General features: G+C 63.2%; 15 protein-coding genes. 4 read left to right on the plus strand and 11 right to left on the minus strand.

The window, feature by feature from the left end; translation table 11 throughout:
* Positions 1-4: 4 nt before the first annotated feature.
* Positions 5-901, minus strand: coding sequence for a rhodanese-related sulfurtransferase (locus KCX59_RS18100; protein ID WP_091470428.1), 897 nt, complete (start codon positions 899-901; stop codon positions 5-7).
* A gap of 137 nt (positions 902-1,038) precedes the next feature.
* Between KCX59_RS18100 and KCX59_RS18105 the strand changes: the two genes are divergently transcribed.
* Both KCX59_RS18105 and KCX59_RS18110 read left to right on the plus strand, forming a co-directional pair.
* The gene (locus KCX59_RS18105; RefSeq protein WP_179017064.1) at positions 1,039-1,731 is read left to right on the plus strand and encodes a GNAT family N-acetyltransferase; all 693 of its coding nucleotides are present in this window, start codon (positions 1,039-1,041) and stop codon (positions 1,729-1,731) included.
* Positions 1,732-1,815: 84 nt separating this feature from the next.
* Entirely contained in the window at positions 1,816-4,158 is a 2,343-nt protein-coding gene (locus KCX59_RS18110) for a DEAD/DEAH box helicase (protein WP_179017065.1), read from the plus strand.
* An 85-nt stretch (positions 4,159-4,243) separates the two neighbouring features.
* On the opposite strand, the gene KCX59_RS18115 is transcribed toward KCX59_RS18110, so the two are convergent.
* The 7 genes from KCX59_RS18115 to ssd all read right to left on the minus strand — a co-directional run bounded on the left by KCX59_RS18115 (position 4,244) and on the right by ssd (position 9,351).
* On the minus strand, positions 4,244-4,591 hold the full coding sequence (locus tag KCX59_RS18115; protein ID WP_370629172.1) for an Rv3654c family TadE-like protein: 348 nt from the start codon (positions 4,589-4,591) through the stop codon (positions 4,244-4,246).
* A gap of 11 nt (positions 4,592-4,602) precedes the next feature.
* A complete protein-coding gene (locus tag KCX59_RS18120; protein WP_179017066.1) occupies positions 4,603-4,989 on the minus strand; it encodes a TadE family type IV pilus minor pilin in 387 nt (128 codons plus the stop codon).
* The gene (locus KCX59_RS18125) at positions 4,986-5,396 is read right to left on the minus strand and encodes a DUF4244 domain-containing protein (RefSeq protein WP_178995215.1); all 411 of its coding nucleotides are present in this window, start codon (positions 5,394-5,396) and stop codon (positions 4,986-4,988) included. The genes KCX59_RS18120 and KCX59_RS18125 overlap by 4 nt, the downstream gene beginning before the upstream one ends.
* A 169-nt stretch (positions 5,397-5,565) precedes the next feature.
* Positions 5,566-6,162, minus strand: a complete 597-nt coding sequence (locus KCX59_RS18130) for a type II secretion system F family protein (RefSeq protein ID WP_178995217.1) — start codon at positions 6,160-6,162, stop codon at positions 5,566-5,568.
* A complete protein-coding gene (locus KCX59_RS18135) occupies positions 6,162-6,770 on the minus strand; it encodes a type II secretion system F family protein (RefSeq protein ID WP_370629173.1) in 609 nt (202 codons plus the stop codon). The genes KCX59_RS18130 and KCX59_RS18135 overlap by 1 nt, the downstream gene beginning before the upstream one ends.
* Before the next feature lie 182 nt (positions 6,771-6,952).
* Positions 6,953-8,200, minus strand: coding sequence for a TadA family conjugal transfer-associated ATPase (locus KCX59_RS18140; RefSeq protein WP_179017068.1), 1,248 nt, complete (start codon positions 8,198-8,200; stop codon positions 6,953-6,955).
* Entirely contained in the window at positions 8,197-9,351 is a 1,155-nt protein-coding gene (ssd, locus tag KCX59_RS18145; protein WP_256871361.1) for a septum site-determining protein Ssd, read from the minus strand. The genes KCX59_RS18140 and ssd overlap by 4 nt, the downstream gene beginning before the upstream one ends.
* Before the next feature lie 154 nt (positions 9,352-9,505).
* Between ssd and KCX59_RS18150 the strand changes: the two genes are divergently transcribed.
* Together KCX59_RS18150 and KCX59_RS18155 are read left to right on the plus strand one after the other, a co-directional pair.
* Complete coding sequence (locus KCX59_RS18150) at positions 9,506-11,197, plus strand: bifunctional 3'-5' exonuclease/DNA polymerase (RefSeq protein ID WP_179017069.1); 1,692 nt, start codon at positions 9,506-9,508, stop codon at positions 11,195-11,197.
* A 188-nt stretch (positions 11,198-11,385) separates the two neighbouring features.
* The gene (locus KCX59_RS18155; RefSeq protein ID WP_054808913.1) at positions 11,386-11,586 is read left to right on the plus strand and encodes a YegP family protein; all 201 of its coding nucleotides are present in this window, start codon (positions 11,386-11,388) and stop codon (positions 11,584-11,586) included.
* A 38-nt stretch (positions 11,587-11,624) separates the two neighbouring features.
* Here the strand turns inward: KCX59_RS18155 and KCX59_RS18160 are convergent, their stop codons facing one another.
* Genes KCX59_RS18160 through KCX59_RS18170 form a run of 3 tightly spaced genes read right to left on the minus strand, consistent with a single transcriptional unit; the run spans position 11,625 to position 14,519 of the window.
* Positions 11,625-12,302, minus strand: a complete 678-nt coding sequence (locus KCX59_RS18160; RefSeq protein WP_178995224.1) for an NUDIX hydrolase — start codon at positions 12,300-12,302, stop codon at positions 11,625-11,627.
* Positions 12,299-13,093 (minus strand): endonuclease III, encoded by a 795-nt coding sequence (gene nth, locus KCX59_RS18165; RefSeq protein WP_179017070.1) that lies wholly within the window; start codon positions 13,091-13,093, stop codon positions 12,299-12,301. Before nth ends, KCX59_RS18160 begins: the two co-directional genes overlap by 4 nt.
* Positions 13,094-13,103: 10 nt before the next feature.
* A complete protein-coding gene (locus tag KCX59_RS18170) occupies positions 13,104-14,519 on the minus strand; it encodes a hypothetical protein (RefSeq protein WP_179017071.1) in 1,416 nt (471 codons plus the stop codon).
* Between the last annotated feature and the right edge of the window lie 194 nt (positions 14,520-14,713).

Below are 14,713 nucleotides of genomic sequence, written 5' to 3' on the forward strand. Positions count from 1 at the left end.
GCGGTCAGGCCGCTTCGCAGCCCCCGGGGCAGCGGAGCGTTTCCGGGCTGGAGGCACATTCCTCGCAGTACAGGGTCAAAGTACGGCAACTGAGGTTGGAGCAGTTCTCGAACTTGTTGGTGGGAGCTGAGCAGCGGACGCACTCGCCGATGGTCTTGGCTTCCTCGCTGAACTCGACGTGCATGCGCTTGTCGAAGACGTACAGCGAGCCCTCCCAGAGGCCTTTGTCCTTGAACGTCTCGCCGTAGCGGACGATCCCGCCATCCAACTGGTAGACCTCCTTGAAGCCCCTGTTGACCATCAGGCTGGAGAGTACTTCGCAGCGGATGCCCCCAGTGCAATAGGTGACAACCGGCTTGTCCTTAAGGTCGTCGTACTTGCCCGAGTCGAGTTCCTTGATGAAGTCGTGGGTGGTGTCCACGTCCGGAACGATTGCGTCCTTAAACTTGCCGATCTGCGCTTCAAACGCGTTCCGGCCATCGAAGAACACTACGTCTTCGCCCCTGGACTTCCTGGCATCCACCAGCGCGTGAAGTTCCTCGGGTTGGAGGTGCTTCCCGCCGCCCACCACGCCGTTGGCGTCCACCTTCAGTTCACCCGGCGCGCCGAACGACACGATCTCATCGCGTACCTTGACGCTGAGGCGCGGAAAGTCTGCGGCGCTACCCTCCGACCATTTGAAGTCGATGTCGTGAAAACCCTTGTACTCACGAGTGGTTTTCACGTACTGCTTCATGTTGTTGAGCTCGCCGCCCACCGTGGCGTTGATGCCGTCCTTGGATATGAGGATCCTGCCGGTGAGGCCCAGTTTTTCGCACAGGGCACGCTGCCACAAACGCACGGCGTCAGGGTCGGCGATCGGGGTAAAGCCATAGAAGAGCACAATTCGGTTCAAAGCCACTATTAAAGGGTACTTGGTGCAGTAAAATCCGTTCGTTTCGTGTGGTGCCCGCGGCCGGAAGTCACAATTCCATAAGCAACCATCACCGGGCTGACGTGGCTCTGTTGCTTCATGGTGCGCTGGCATACTCTCTCTACATGAGTCCAGACGCCTTGGTTGAAGACATTGCGCACCTCTTGGAAGTCTGGGTAGCCGGCTGGTCCGGCTGCCGCGGCTATGAGTTCCGCCAAGAGGGCCGCTTCCCTGCCGCACTTCGCGCCGACAAAACCGGTGATTGGGAGTATTTTGCCCATGATCCGTCAGACGAAGAGTTCGCCGCCCTTGCGGATAAGACCGCAGAATCCCCAAACCGGATCCTGACGGTACTCACCAACGACGTCCAACGTTACAAGTACCTCGCTGAACAGCGCGGACTCACCGTGACGTCCGCATCCCAGACCATGATGATCGTGGACATGGAAACCCAGGATTCCGAGGATCCGTGGCTCCCTGACGACGATTTGGAGCTCGTTACTTCCGAATCGAACGGCGTCCACCATGCGGTGGTCCACTCCGGCGAACAGGTGGCTGCCAGCGGCCGGGTCTACGTGGTCAACGGCACAGCCGTTTTCGACAAGATCGTCACAGAACCTGACTTTCAGCGCCGTGGTCTGGGCACCTTCATCATGAAGGCCCTCGCCGCCCAAGCGTTCTCGCATGACGTTGAGAACGGCCTTTTGTTGGCATCCTTGGACGGCCAGAAGCTCTACTCCCATCTGGGGTGGGACGTGGTGTGCCACGTCCTGATGATGTCCAGTGGTAGCGAAGGCTCGGACCTGTCAGGAGCGTAGAAACTCCCCGCTTACAGCCAAGCCCGACGGCGGCGCCGCAAAGGTGCCGCCGTTGGCACGCCCCCACAGTGACAGAATGATTCGGTGGCTGCACCAAATTCACTGATCTCCTTGCTGGGCCGGACGCCGGACCCTGAGCAGCTGCGCCATGTCCATACCATCCCTGCCCGGAAAGCTGTCAACGAGCCCTGGCCCGGCTGGGTCCACCCGGATGTGGTGGCAGCCTACGGCACCCTGGGCATCCACGAACCGTACCGGCACCAGATCCAGGCGGCAGATCTCGCCCATTCCGGGCAGCACGTCGTCATCGCCACCGGAACTGCCTCCGGAAAGTCGCTCGCCTATCAGCTGCCCGCGTTGGACGCGATACACCGTTCGGAGCTGCGAGTCCTGTCGGATCCCGGAAAGATCCACGACGACGGCGCGGTCACGCTCTACCTGTCCCCCACCAAGGCCCTGGCAGCAGACCAGCTCTCAGCGATCCGCTCGCTGAAGCTGCCAACGGTTCGGGCAGAAACTTACGACGGCGACACCGATGTCTCGTCCCGGCGCTGGATCCGTGACCACGCCAATTTCATCCTTGCCAACCCTGACATGCTGCACTTCGGCATCCTTCCCAACCACACATGGTGGGCCCGGTTCTTCAGACGCTTGCGCTACGTCATCGTGGATGAAGCACATAGTTACCGAGGCGTGTTCGGCTCGCACGTGGCCAATTTGATGCGTCGCCTGCGCCGGATCTGCGCTTATTACGGTGCGGGGACTTCCTTCCCTGAGCCTGTCTTCATAGCTGCTTCCGCCACCGCTTCCGATCCCGGGGTGTCCTTTGGACGGCTCATAGGCGCCCCCGTCCGTGAAGTTTCCGAAGACTGCTCTCCGCACGGTTCCACCACTGTGGCCTTCTGGGAGCCGGCCCTGACCGACGTCAAAGGCGAGAACGGTGCTAAACAGCGGAGGACAGCCGTAGCTGAGACCGCGGATATCCTGGCCAACCTCGTCTCGTCACGCGTCAGGACCATCGCGTTCATCAAGTCGCGTCGCGGCGCTGAGTCCATTGCGTCCATTACCAAGAGACTGCTGGATGAGGTGGATCCCAGTCTCTCCGGGCGGGTGGCGGCCTACCGGTCCGGGTACTTGCCCGAGGAGCGGCGGGCTTTGGAGCAGGCTTTGAGGTCCGGCCAGTTGCTGGGTGTCTCCAGCACGTCCGCCTTGGAACTCGGCATCGACATCTCGGGACTTGATGCCGTACTGGTGGCCGGATGGCCGGGCACCAGGGCCTCGCTCTTTCAGCAGATCGGCCGTGCAGGCCGCGCGGGGCAGGACGCTATTGCGGCTTTTGTGGCCAGCGATGATCCCCTGGATACCTATTTGGTGAACCACCCGGAAGCGATCTTTGATGTCTCCGTGGAGGCGACAGTCTTCGATCCCGGCAATCCCTACGTCCTTGGCCCACACTTGTGCGCTGCGGCGGCCGAGTTGCCTATCGGCCCGGCGGAGCTGGATCTCTTTGGTCCCACTGCCGAGGGTCTCCTTGATCGCTTGGTGGTGCAGGGCTACCTTCGCAAGCGTCCCGGGGGTTGGTTCTGGACCCACCCCGAGAGCGCTGCCGGGATGGTAAATCTCCGGGCCGACGGAGGCGGCCCTGTCAGTATCGTCGACGCCGAGACCGGGTCCCTCCTGGGAACCATGGACTCGCCACAGACCCACTATCAGGCCCACACGGGTGCCATCTATGTCCACCAAGGTGACAGCTACCTGGTGGAGGACCTCAACGAGACCGATCACTGCGTGATGGTCCGCCGGGTAAATCCGGACTTCTACACTACGGCTCGGGATGTAACCCAGATCGAAGTCCTTGAAACCTCGCGATCGGTCCAGTGGGGTGACATCACCGTGCACTTTGGCGACGTCAAAGTAACCACACAAGTGGTCTCCTTTCAGCGCAAGGCCTTGATTTCGAACGAGATCCTCGGTGAAGAACCGCTCGATCTGGGAGCCCGCGACCTGTTTACCAAAGCTGTCTGGTTCGTGGTGGACAACCGTTCGCTGCACGGGGCCGGTTTAGTGGAAGCGGAGTTCCCCGGTGCCCTGCATGCGGCTGAACATGCCGCCATTGGGCTCCTCCCCCTGGTGGCATCCAGTGACCGATGGGACATCGGCGGCGTCTCCACCGCCCTGCATGCCGACACCGGCGTGCCAACGATCTTCGTGTACGACGGCCACCCCGGCGGTGCCGGATTCGCTGAGCGGGGCTTTGAAAAGGCCAAGATTTGGTTGACGGCAACCCGGGAGGCAATCAAGGCCTGCGAGTGTGATGCCGGCTGTCCGTCCTGTGTTCAGTCTCCTAAATGCGGAAACAAGAACAACCCGTTGGACAAGGCAGCCGCCATCACACTCCTGGACGTGTTGTTGAAGGACGCCAGCTAGGCAAGGGCGCCAGCCAACCACCAGGGCGCGAGCCAACAGCGCCGACAACAAGCCCGTCCTGCAGGAACCGGCCGGTTTGTGCCGCCTACGGAGGAGGTCCGGCCCGTGCGCGGCCAGTGGCAACGCCCCACCGGAAGGGGTTTGCCACCTCAGTGGCGACCTCCACCACGTTCCCGCCGGCTACCGTGCAGGACGTGAGCTGCGTATGGTGCTTTTCGGCCACGTCTGCGGCGACGGCACAAGGTTCCCCGGAAGCAAGACCCCTGGCAGCATCTGCTGCTGCGAGAGCCGCCAGATCGGCTGCCGATGCGGCCCGGGATGCCATTACCCCTGCCTGCGCGAGGAAAAGCAGTCCAAGAAGCATCGCCATGACCACCGCCCCAAGTCCCAGGGCGAGCACGGTTCCGGCCCCGCGCTCAGGCTGGATATTCACCAACACCCTCGTCACGGGGTGCCCGCTTCTGCCCGTGCTGACGCAGAGGCTTTCAACGTCCACGGGACAAGCGGTCCTAATGCTCCGCCTACTGGCGACGAAGCTGTCACGGTCAGCCACTCGCCGTCGTCGGTCAGTGTCGCGCTGACGCCGTCCCCTGCAAGTCGCTTGACGATCCCTTCCACCGACCCGGTCGTCTCGCCCCGGGCGGAGGCGCGCGCTCCCGCCCTCACCGCTTCCTCCAGCCGGAGTTGGGTGATACCCGCTGCGCCGCCTGCCAGCAGGAATGCCAGGAGCAACACAACGGCCGGCAAGGCGACGGCAAACTCCGCAGTGACAGCGCCCCGTTCCGTCTCTCCCCGGAACACTCTCCCGCGGGCAGGCAGCACCTCCGTCATGGCAAGGACAATGCCGTACGGATCAGGTTGAGCAGGAAGCCGCGGACCTCCTCGCTCCGAAGGATGACTACAAGGAGGCCCGCGAGCCCAACAGCAGCGAGGGTAGCTATGGCGTACTCGGCGGTGGCCATGCCCACTTCCGAACCCATCAGCCTTGTCCTTGCCCAGAAGCCATCGTCAGCAAGTTGCCTGTCCCCGAACTCCTCAAGATCGTCGAATCCCAGTTCGAACTGCCCGAGTTCGTCCTCGAGATCGAATCGCTCGAGGTCGTTATGCTCAAGCTCGTACTCGGAGAGCTCGTACTGCTGGGTTGTCGCCGGTTCTCCGGAAGAAACCTTCGGGTCTTCAACAGGCGCCGGTCGATCCCGGGGCAGATCACGGAGAATGTCAGGAAGGGTAGTTTTCACGGTGGGTTCCTTTCAAGAAGTGCCAGCGGGTCTGCCGACAGAATCGACTCTTCCGTGGCGGGGAGCAACCCGAAAGAAGTCGATTCCTGCAAGTGGATAACCACTCCTGACTGGCTGGATGTGGAGGAAAGGTCGGAGTTCCTCATCGAGCAGGCTTTGCCCGTGCATCTCAGCCAGAGGGAAGCATGGCGATCAGGACGGGGACGATTCCAAGGCAGATAAAGGCCGGCAACGAGCAGAGACCCAAAGGAACCACCAGCTTTACCCCCAAGGCAGCTGCCCGCTTCTCCGCGGCCCGGAACTGCTCGCGCCGTTCCCTCGCGGCCTGTGCATAGAGGATGGAAGCAGACGGCGCACCGGTCAGGGCTGCAAAAGCCAGTGCGTCCTTGAGCCGGACTACTTCAGCCGGATGCCTGATAGGAGTCCGCCAGGCAGTCTCCCAGTCGGTGCCGAGGGCAAGTGCGGCAACAACCGGCCGGAGTGATTGCCTGATTGGTGGTGACGCGCACTGTGCGATAAGTTCCAGTGCCCGCCGTATTCCAGCGCCCGCGTCGAGCATCGAGGCCACCAGCTCCAGCATCATTGCAGTATCGCGGAGCCCGTCCGCAGCGGGGTCAACGCGGGCTGCCATCAGTGACTTCTGCGGCGCTTCAGAATCCCAGTCACGAAGACGTAGTCGCGCCCTCAGCCGCGTGGGTGCCGCGAAGCTGATGAAGGCGGCGAGTGTCATGGCTGCGATCATCAACAACACCGGAGCGCCGGGCATCAGCGGCGTCCAGCCGCAGAGGCGACCAGTCGTGAGGACCAAACCCGGCCTGCCACCGTCAGGAAGAGCCCAGCCGCGAACGTGGCAACACCCAGGAAGTTGTCCAGCAAGATCCCCAACGGATCCACGCCCAATGCCATCCCCAGGCCAAGCCCGAACACCGGGAGCCACGACAACAGGCGAACGGTAGCCTTGGGCCCTGCGAGCGCCGTCTGGCGTGCTGCTTCGGAGTCCTCTTCGGCTTCCAGTTGAGCTGCGAACCGGGTGAGGAGGTCGGCTAAAGGACAGCCACTGGTTTCGGCGATGTCCAGGCATGCTGCCAGTTCCATCCACACACGTCGTTCGGAACGTCCGCGCCGCGGAAACACCTTTGCTGCCGTTCCACGGATGGCGTCGGCAGAAGAATTTCCAACGGTTGACGCTGCCCGTGCTGCTGCAAGTACCTGTAGCGACTCGTGCGACAGCCCGGCATTCCCCTTCTGCGCTACTGCGGCCGGGCAACCGTCCGTGATTTGCCGTGAACCATGGACAATCCATAATTCTTCCCACAGCCTGGTGGTTCCCCGCCCGCCGCGCAGGAGGGCTGCGAGCTGTTGCACCAGCACCACAAGTGACAAAGGCTCAGTCCGCTTTCGTCGTGAGCGGCCGTGCCAAACCCCCACACGAGCCTTGGTGCTACCACTCCGGCCTCTCGGCTCCCGCAGGCTCGTCCGAATTCGTCGCCTCCCGGCACCATGGCCGCTGAACTGCAGCCACGCCGCCAGTGCGGCGATGAGGACAATCGCCCCGATCATGGGCCGTCGCCGGCTTGTGGCAACAAATCATCGTGTTGCGGATAGTCGTCCACTTCAAGCGGCGCCAGGGAGAGCCGGGCGGCGAGTCCGGGCCATGCTGGGCCGTATATCATTCCTGACCGGCTCCAGCTGAGTGCCGGCACTACTTTCTGGCCCGCCCGTGTATCGGCGACTACGCCAATGGATGCCACTTTCCGCCCCGACGAGGATCGGTCTACGTGAATCACCACGTCCAAGGCACTGGAGACTTGCAACCGGACAGCTTCGGCGTTCAAGCCAGCCAGGGCGCCGAGGGCCACCAATCGTGCTGGCACAGCCTCGGCGGTGTTGGCGTGAATAGTCCCACCGCCACCGGTGTGACCGGTGTTGAGTGCGGTCAGCAATTCACGGACTTCGGCGCCTCGGCACTCGCCTACAATCAGCCTGTCCGGCCGCATGCGTAGTGCTTGGCGGACCAGGTCTCCCAAGTCCAAGGCCCCTCCTCCCTCAAGGTTTCCGTGGCGCGATTCCAGCGTCACTACGTGCGGGTGGACGGGGTTGAGCTCGGCGGCGTCCTCGATGAGCACCAATCGCTCCGCCGGATGGCTCAACCCGAGCATGGTGGAGAGCAGGGTTGTCTTTCCTGAGCCTGTGGCACCGCTAATAAGGAAGCTCAGTTTGTGCGCCACGATGGCACGCAGAACCGACTCGACGTGCTCAGAAAACATCCCGCGTTCCCTCAACTCGGCCAGAGTGAACACCTCTTCCCGGCGGATGCGGATGGACAACAGGGTGCCTGCCGTTGATATCGGTGCGAGGACTGCATGGACCCGGTAGCCTCCCTCGAGCCGGACGTCCACGCAGGGGGAGCCGTCGTCCAGTCTCCTGCCCCCGGCTGAAACCAAGCGGGTGGCCAGCGACCTGATCTGTTGTTCAGTATCGAAGTGAACCGCTGAACGTTCCAAGCCCTTACCGCGGTCCAACCAGACTGAATCGGGACCGTTAACGAAGATGTCAGTGACCGAAGGATCCTGGGCAAGGTGTTGGAGGGGTCCCAGCCCGTTCAGTTCCGCATTGATGGATTCCGCCGCTTCCAACGCCCCGGCAGTACCCAGTAGCCTGCCGCTGGCCTGCACAGCTGCTGCGACCGTAGACGGCGTTACGGGTCCGTTCCCTGCGAGCACTGACTCCCGCACCGTCTCAAGAAGGACGGTGTCCAGCCTGCGGCCCTGCCGACGGCGGGTTCCCTCGGCGAAGCGGCTCATTGGATGGCGCCGTTCAACTCCAGCACAGAGTTCAACTCCAGCACAGAATCGGCTAAGCGGCTGATCGGTTTTCGGCGTCCGAGTTCCAGCAACCGTCCACGTTCGGTGCCTAACGCCACGCCACGCATCTCGGGAAGGACGCCCAACAAGGGCAATCCCAAAGACTCGGAGATCAGCGGAGCGTCCACGGACGTAGCGCCGGTTCCGCGGACCAGAAGTCCGACGTCGACGGGTGGGAGCTCGTTGAGGACGCGCGCGGCCGCCACCGCGCATTTGAGGTGGGACTTGCTCAGCAGCAAGATCCTGTCGCAGTCCCACGCGAGCGTCCCCAGTCCTTCCGCGCTGCGCCCGATATCCACCAGGACTAGTTCGAAGCTTCGGCGTGCGGCGTCAACCACGGCAGCTACAGCACCGGCCGCGGGGATATGGGCCGGTTCCCTGGTCCCGGGCCATGAGAGGAAGGCGAACCCGCCTGCGACGGGCAGGGAGTCCCGGAACTGCGAGGGATCCATGCTGCCGCGGGTTTCGGCGAAATCCGGCCAACGTAGGCCCGGAATCTCGTCGGCCGTCACCGCCAGTTCAAGTCCTCCGCCCCAACGGTCACCATCGATGAGCACGGTGCTGACGCCATGCCCTGCCGCAGCCTGGGCCAGCCAAATCGCGGTGGTTGTAGCTCCCGCCCCGCCACTGCCGCCGATGACCCCGATGACCGTGCCCCCGGGGTCTGGAGATCCGGACATGCTGAGGTGTTCAGCCAGCCAGGCGGCGGCCTCGGGAAGGACGGCTACCCGTTCAGCTCCCAGCGCAGCAGCCAAACGCCATAGCCCGTCACCTTCAGAGGCTTTGCCGAGCAAAACCGTGGGAGCCCTTCGCCGCGGGGGCAGTTCGCGGATATCACTGCCCACTAAAACGACGTCGGCGTTATCCCAACCATGGACGGCCTCCGCCACGTCAATGGCCGTTCTGAGGCTTCCGCCTGCCGCTGCGATTATCCGTTTGGCTTCTTCCTGAAGATAGGGGTCGCCGGAAACAAGCAGTATCCCGACGGCGTCGCGGGGCACCCATGATCCGTCCGCGTCCCCCTGCGGTGTGCGGCTGCTTTGCCCGTGGTGCTTGCTGGTTTGCCCTTGCCGACGATTTCGCATGCTCATGGCATTCACACTGATTGACGCGGCCGGGACTACATAAGGTCTGCATGCCCTTATGTGCACAACCCGGGACGGCTGCAGCTGTGGAGGACCAGTCGCGCCCCGCACCAGGACCAGGACCACCACAGCACCCCTCCGCACAGGGCAGAATGGAACCATGTATTTGCTGCTCGCCGCCCACCAGGAAGGCGCAGCCATACAAAGGATCTCCCCCACCGGAAAGGCCACCGCTGACGCGCGCGTCGTCACCCGTGGCGAGCTGCCCGGCGTCGTGCGTGAATTCGAAGCGCAACGGCCCCGCTGGGTCTGGCATCGCGCCCAGGATTGGTATCCGGAACTGCTGACCCATGGCATGGAACTGGAGCGCTGCCACGATCTGGCGCTCTGCGGAGCCATTCTGGCCCACTCTGAATTCACTGCGCATACGGACTACGCCAAGCATGCGGTCAAGCTCACGCAGGACGACGACTCGACACCGCCACGGGCTCTTCAGCCGCCGCCACCGCCCGTGGACCAAGGCGCGCTCTTCGTGGACATTGCACCGTCCAGCTCCAAAGCGGGGCTGGCCGAACTCAGGGAAGAATTCGCTGCCCAGCAGCACGCCATCTCCCAGGTCTCCGAGGCCCACCAGCAGAAACAACGCCTACAACTACTCCTTGCCGCGGAGTCGGCGTGCGCCATCATCGCCATCGAGATGCAGCACGCCGGCGTCCCTTGGCGCGAAGAGCTGCATCAGCAGATCCTCTCCGATGTCCTGGGTCCCAGGCCGCCGCTCGGGCACCGGCCGCCGGCACTTGAGGCTCTCTGCGCCGAGCTTCGGAGCATCCTTAACTCCCCCAGCCTGAATCCGGACTCCCCGCAGGACCTTATGCGTGCCTTGCACCGGAACGGGATCGAGGTGAAAAGCACCCGTCAATGGGAGCTCCAGGAATGGAAGCACCCTGCCATCCAGCCCCTGCTCGCCTACAAGAAACTTTCCCGCCTGCACACCGCCAACGGCTGGTCCTGGTTGGACGCGTGGGTACGTGACGGGCGGTTCCACCCGGAGTACGTGGTGGGTGGGGTAGTGTCCGGCCGCTGGGCATCACGCGGTGGTGGTGCGCTCCAGATCCCGCGTAACATCCGGGCCGCGGTCCATGCGGACCCGGGTCACAAACTCATCGTCGCCGACGCCTCGCAATTGGAGCCGAGGGTCCTCGTGGCATTGGCCCAAGACACGAAAATGGCGGAGGCGGCTCGCGACAAGGACCTCTATGCCGGCATCGCTGCCCAAGGTTTTGGCGGTGACCGTGCCAAAGCAAAGATTGCGCTGTTGGGAGCCATCTACGGCGCTACTACGGGTGAGTCGGGCAGGCTCATGCCGCAGCTCACGCGTACCTATCCACGCGCCGTCGGGTTCGTGGAGCAGGCTGCTCGGGAGGGCGAAGCAGGCCGGACAGTCACCACCCGGCTGGGCAGGAGCAGCCCGCCACCGTCGGCCGGTTGGTTGCGGAGCCAACAATCCACCACTGCCGAGGAACAGCGCCGCGCTGACAACCTGGCCCGGTCCAGGGGCCGTTTCACCCGCAACTTCGTAGTCCAGGGCTCGGCTGCTGAATGGGCGGCGTGCTGGCTGGCGGAATTACGACGGCGGTTGAGGGCTTCGCGCGCCGAAGGCTCACCCATCGGGGAACTCGTCTTCTTCCTGCACGACGAAGTGATGGTTCACGCACCCGACCACGCGGTAGACGCCTGTATCAGGGCCATCGAAGAAGCGGCAACAGCGGCGAAAGAACTGATGTTCGGGCGGATCCCTGTGGAATTTCCGGTGAGTGTCGCCGTCGTCGATTCCTACGACAAAGCGAAGTAGCCGGACCATAACCCGAAGCCGCTGGACTATCCAGTCATATCTCCCCATATGAGCCGGGATGACCCGCCGGGTACGGGTACTGCAAAGTAACTTTAGTTCGCCCTTGGTTCTGGCTAGTCTCACTATGTGGATATTTTTGCGGGTCCACATCCGTGTGCAAGGAAGCATCAAAAGGGGGAAGCATTTCGATGGCTGGCAGGTTTGAAATTCTCAAGGACAACGACGAAGGTTACCGGTTCCGCCTTACTGCGGCTGACGGAACCGTCGTGGCCGTATCACCAACTTTCACGCACCTGGAAGGTGTGGTCGCCGGCATCAACGCGGTGCGGGAAAACGCCGCGACCGGACTGATCGTGGACCGTTCGACGACGGCCCGCAAGGCTGCCTAAACAGTCACCAGCGCGCAGGGCCATACGGTAAGGACTCGTCAGAGGTCGATATCCCGCAGTTTGTCCTTGTCCCAGGGAACGGTCCAGCCCAGTTCGTCAAAGAGGCCGCTGAGGACCAGCCCCGTGAAGCCCCATACCAGCACGCCATTTACGGTGAACCCCGGGCTGGTGTACGTGCGGCCGAACCGGGAGATGGTGGCCGTGACGCGGTTAACCGGGTCCAGGAGGTCACGCACGGGCACCCTGAAGACCTGCGCAGACTCGGCGTAGTCCACTACCCGAATGGGCGATGGTGCATCCCACCACGCCAGCACCGGCGTCACCCGGAAGTTGCTGCGAATGAGGCCAAGTTCCGGGATGACTCCGAGAACCCGGACGCCACCCGCATCCAGGCCCGTTTCTTCCACAGCTTCACGAAGGGCAGCGGCCACTACCGACTCATCTTCCGGATCCACACTGCCGCCCGGGAACGCCACTTGGCCCGGATGGTCGTCAAGGGTGTGCGCCCGTTCCAGCAAGAGGACATCGAGGTCGGCCGGCGCGATAGGCCGCCCCGATTCGGCAGGAATGTTGTCCAGTACGCCGAAAAGCATCAAGACTGCCGCGGCCCGGTTGGTTTCAGGGGTGACGGGAAGCTTCTCCCAGAGGGCCGTGTGCTGTTGCTGGCCGTCTTCAAAGCGGGCGACCAGCGCTGAAAGTTCCTCAAGCGCGGTCACCCGGGCCTCCTTTGCGATTCCATGCGGATCTCCGCAGCCCTGTGCGTCTCGGCCAGGAGCTTTTCCAGCAACTCTTCGTTTCCAGGCGCAAGCTCATACTTCAGCAGCTTGGCCGCCTTGACGGGGTCCGTTTCGCCCTCGCCATAGCTCGGACAGAGGCTCGCGACCGGGCAGGCACCACAGGCCGGCTTCCTGGAATGGCAGACCCTGCGACCGTGGAACACCACTCGATGCGAGAGCATGGTCCAGTCCCGGGGTTCAAACAAGTCGGCGACGTCGAACTCGATCTTCACAGGATCGTCCGAGGCCGTCCACCCGAACCGGCGGGCCAGCCGACCAAAGTGCGTATCCACCGTGATCCCGGGAACGCCGAACGCATTACCCAAAACCACGTTCGCGGTCTTGCGCCCGACGCCCGGGAGCGTCACCAAATCTTCAAGACGTCCCGGGACCACGCCGTCGTACTCATCCACAAGCCGTGTACTGAGTGCCAGGACGTTCCTCGCTTTGGTCCTGAAGAAGCCCGTCGGCTGAAGTATGGTCTCCAGCTCCAGGGGATCCGCCTCAGCCATGGCGCGGGCATCCGGGTAGCGGGCAAACAGGATCTTGGTGACCTGGTTGACCAGCACATCAGTGGTTTGGGCCGAGAGGACCGTAGCCACCACCAGCTCAAAGGGGTTCCTGAAATCCAACTCCGCATGCGCGTAGGGATACTTGTCAGCGAGAACCCTGTTGATCTTGCGTGCCCGGCGTTTGAGTGCGAGCAGCGAACCAGCTTCAGCGATGGCCACGGGGTGCTGCTTAGCCGCGTTCGATGTTGCTGAGCTCCCGGAGAACCCCAACCTTGCCGTCGGTGTCCTGGACCAGGAATTCATGACCGCGGTCCTCCAACGCCAGGACCCATCCGCCGGGTTCGATGGTGAAAGCGGGAGCGCCGGAGTGTTCGTCGTACGCGGTCCGGGGCTGGGCGACGGCGAACCAGAAGGCCTCGTACTGTGCTGAATCTGATTCTTCCGGACGGCTGGCCGGATCCACGGTGGCGCCAATCGAGTCACTGACCCTGCGCGTGTCACCGGAGACTATGGGCGTGGCCATGGTTGCAGCCCAAGGCTGCTGAGCCGCTGGCTGGGTGGTAGCGGACTGAGCTGCATGCTGGGTGGTGGCTGGCTCGGACGCTGAACCCGGGGCCTTCACGTCGGCGTCCTTTGCACCAGACTCTTTCCCGGACTCCGTGCGCTCCGGCGAAGGAACCGCGGGAGAAGCGCCTGCGCCGGACGGCGCGGGAAGAGATGCGGAGCCAGCGGTTGCAGGTCCGGATGTTCCGGAGCCGGTACCGTCCGCCGGCTTATCGTCGGCTGAATGCACGACGGCGGAGGCTTCGGTAGCCGGCGACGGCGTAGTTCCGTAGCTGGCCGGCGGAGCGAAGGGGCTGGAGCCTGTGACGGCACCTGCGCCAGGAGCGCCCGCGCCGGGAGCGCCGGTGGAAGCTGCGGCTGCCGCTGTACCTGAAACATGGGCGACCGGTGCTTCGTATCCGGGCGTCGATCCCTGGAATCCCGGAGTTGAACCCGTTGTGGCGGCAGGCTTCGCCGCTTTAGGGGCCTTCGGCGCTTTGGGGGCAGCCGGTTTGCGGCTGGGGACAGCTGCCTCGCGGGCAATAACGTGAGCCGGCGTCTCAGCACGGTCCTTGAAATCAGCGGAAAGCCACGGAAGGTGAGGAGCCAGAACCGTTGCAGCCAGCAGGCCTACAGAACCGACCAAACCCAGCAGGACGCTGCCATTGAACGAGTTGGCAATAGTGAGGAAGAACAAGGGGAACGCGAACGAGGCAACCACGGACGCGAACTGATCGACGGACAGCGAGCCAACACGGACGACTGTTCCCGGCTGCAGCCTGCGGGCCACGAAGAGCGCCACCACAACCAGCGGCAGGATGATGCCCAGCAGCAGGAAGAACAGGTTTCCGAGGTTCCAGAGGTTGTAAAGGTCCCCGAACATCGGCAGGAGCGACGCGACGAACATCAGGAGCGCGGAGCCGAAAACAGTAAGATCGCGGATGGTGAATGGCCCGGCGACGGCGTCATACTTGGCAGCGTCGTTCTTGCCGGCAGCGTCGTTTTTAGCAGCAGCGTTGCCACCTGCAGAGGTGGCCGTTCCAGCCTTGGTGTCCGGTCCCGTCGGCTGTGAGTCGTGCGGGCCTGGGCTCAGCTGGTTCATCTATTTCTCCTTCGTACGGCGGCGTCTTGGACAGTCCGGCCCGGCGACCTCCGCGGGATTCCGCCGAGAACCGGACACGCCAGAAGTGCGTCCCAAGACTTCTTCAGCCTATGTCACCCCACTGACAGGGTTCTAGCTGAAAACGGCCATACAGCTTCGCCCACAGCAAACTCCAAGGTTCCTTACGGATTGCA

The organism is Paenarthrobacter nitroguajacolicus, assembly GCF_051027655.1.
Classification (GTDB): domain Bacteria; phylum Actinomycetota; class Actinomycetes; order Actinomycetales; family Micrococcaceae; genus Arthrobacter; species Arthrobacter nitroguajacolicus.

Excerpts from the sequence above, each read along its gene's own strand:
- KCX59_RS18105 (WP_179017064.1), top strand. The coding sequence starts at position 1,039 with ATGAGTCCAGACGCCTTGGTTGAAGACATTGCGCACCTCTTGGAAGTC.
- ssd (WP_256871361.1), bottom strand. The coding sequence starts at position 9,351 with ATGAGCATGCGAAATCGTCGGCAAGGGCAAACCAGCAAGCACCACGGG.
- KCX59_RS18120 (WP_179017066.1), bottom strand. The coding sequence starts at position 4,989 with ATGACGGAGGTGCTGCCTGCCCGCGGGAGAGTGTTCCGGGGAGAGACG.
- KCX59_RS18140 (WP_179017068.1), bottom strand. The coding sequence starts at position 8,200 with ATGAGCCGCTTCGCCGAGGGAACCCGCCGTCGGCAGGGCCGCAGGCTG.
- KCX59_RS18150 (WP_179017069.1), top strand. The coding sequence starts at position 9,506 with ATGTATTTGCTGCTCGCCGCCCACCAGGAAGGCGCAGCCATACAAAGG.
- KCX59_RS18170 (WP_179017071.1), bottom strand. The coding sequence starts at position 14,519 with ATGAACCAGCTGAGCCCAGGCCCGCACGACTCACAGCCGACGGGACCG.
- KCX59_RS18155 (WP_054808913.1), top strand. The coding sequence starts at position 11,386 with ATGGCTGGCAGGTTTGAAATTCTCAAGGACAACGACGAAGGTTACCGG.
- KCX59_RS18130 (WP_178995217.1), bottom strand. The coding sequence starts at position 6,162 with ATGCCCGGCGCTCCGGTGTTGTTGATGATCGCAGCCATGACACTCGCC.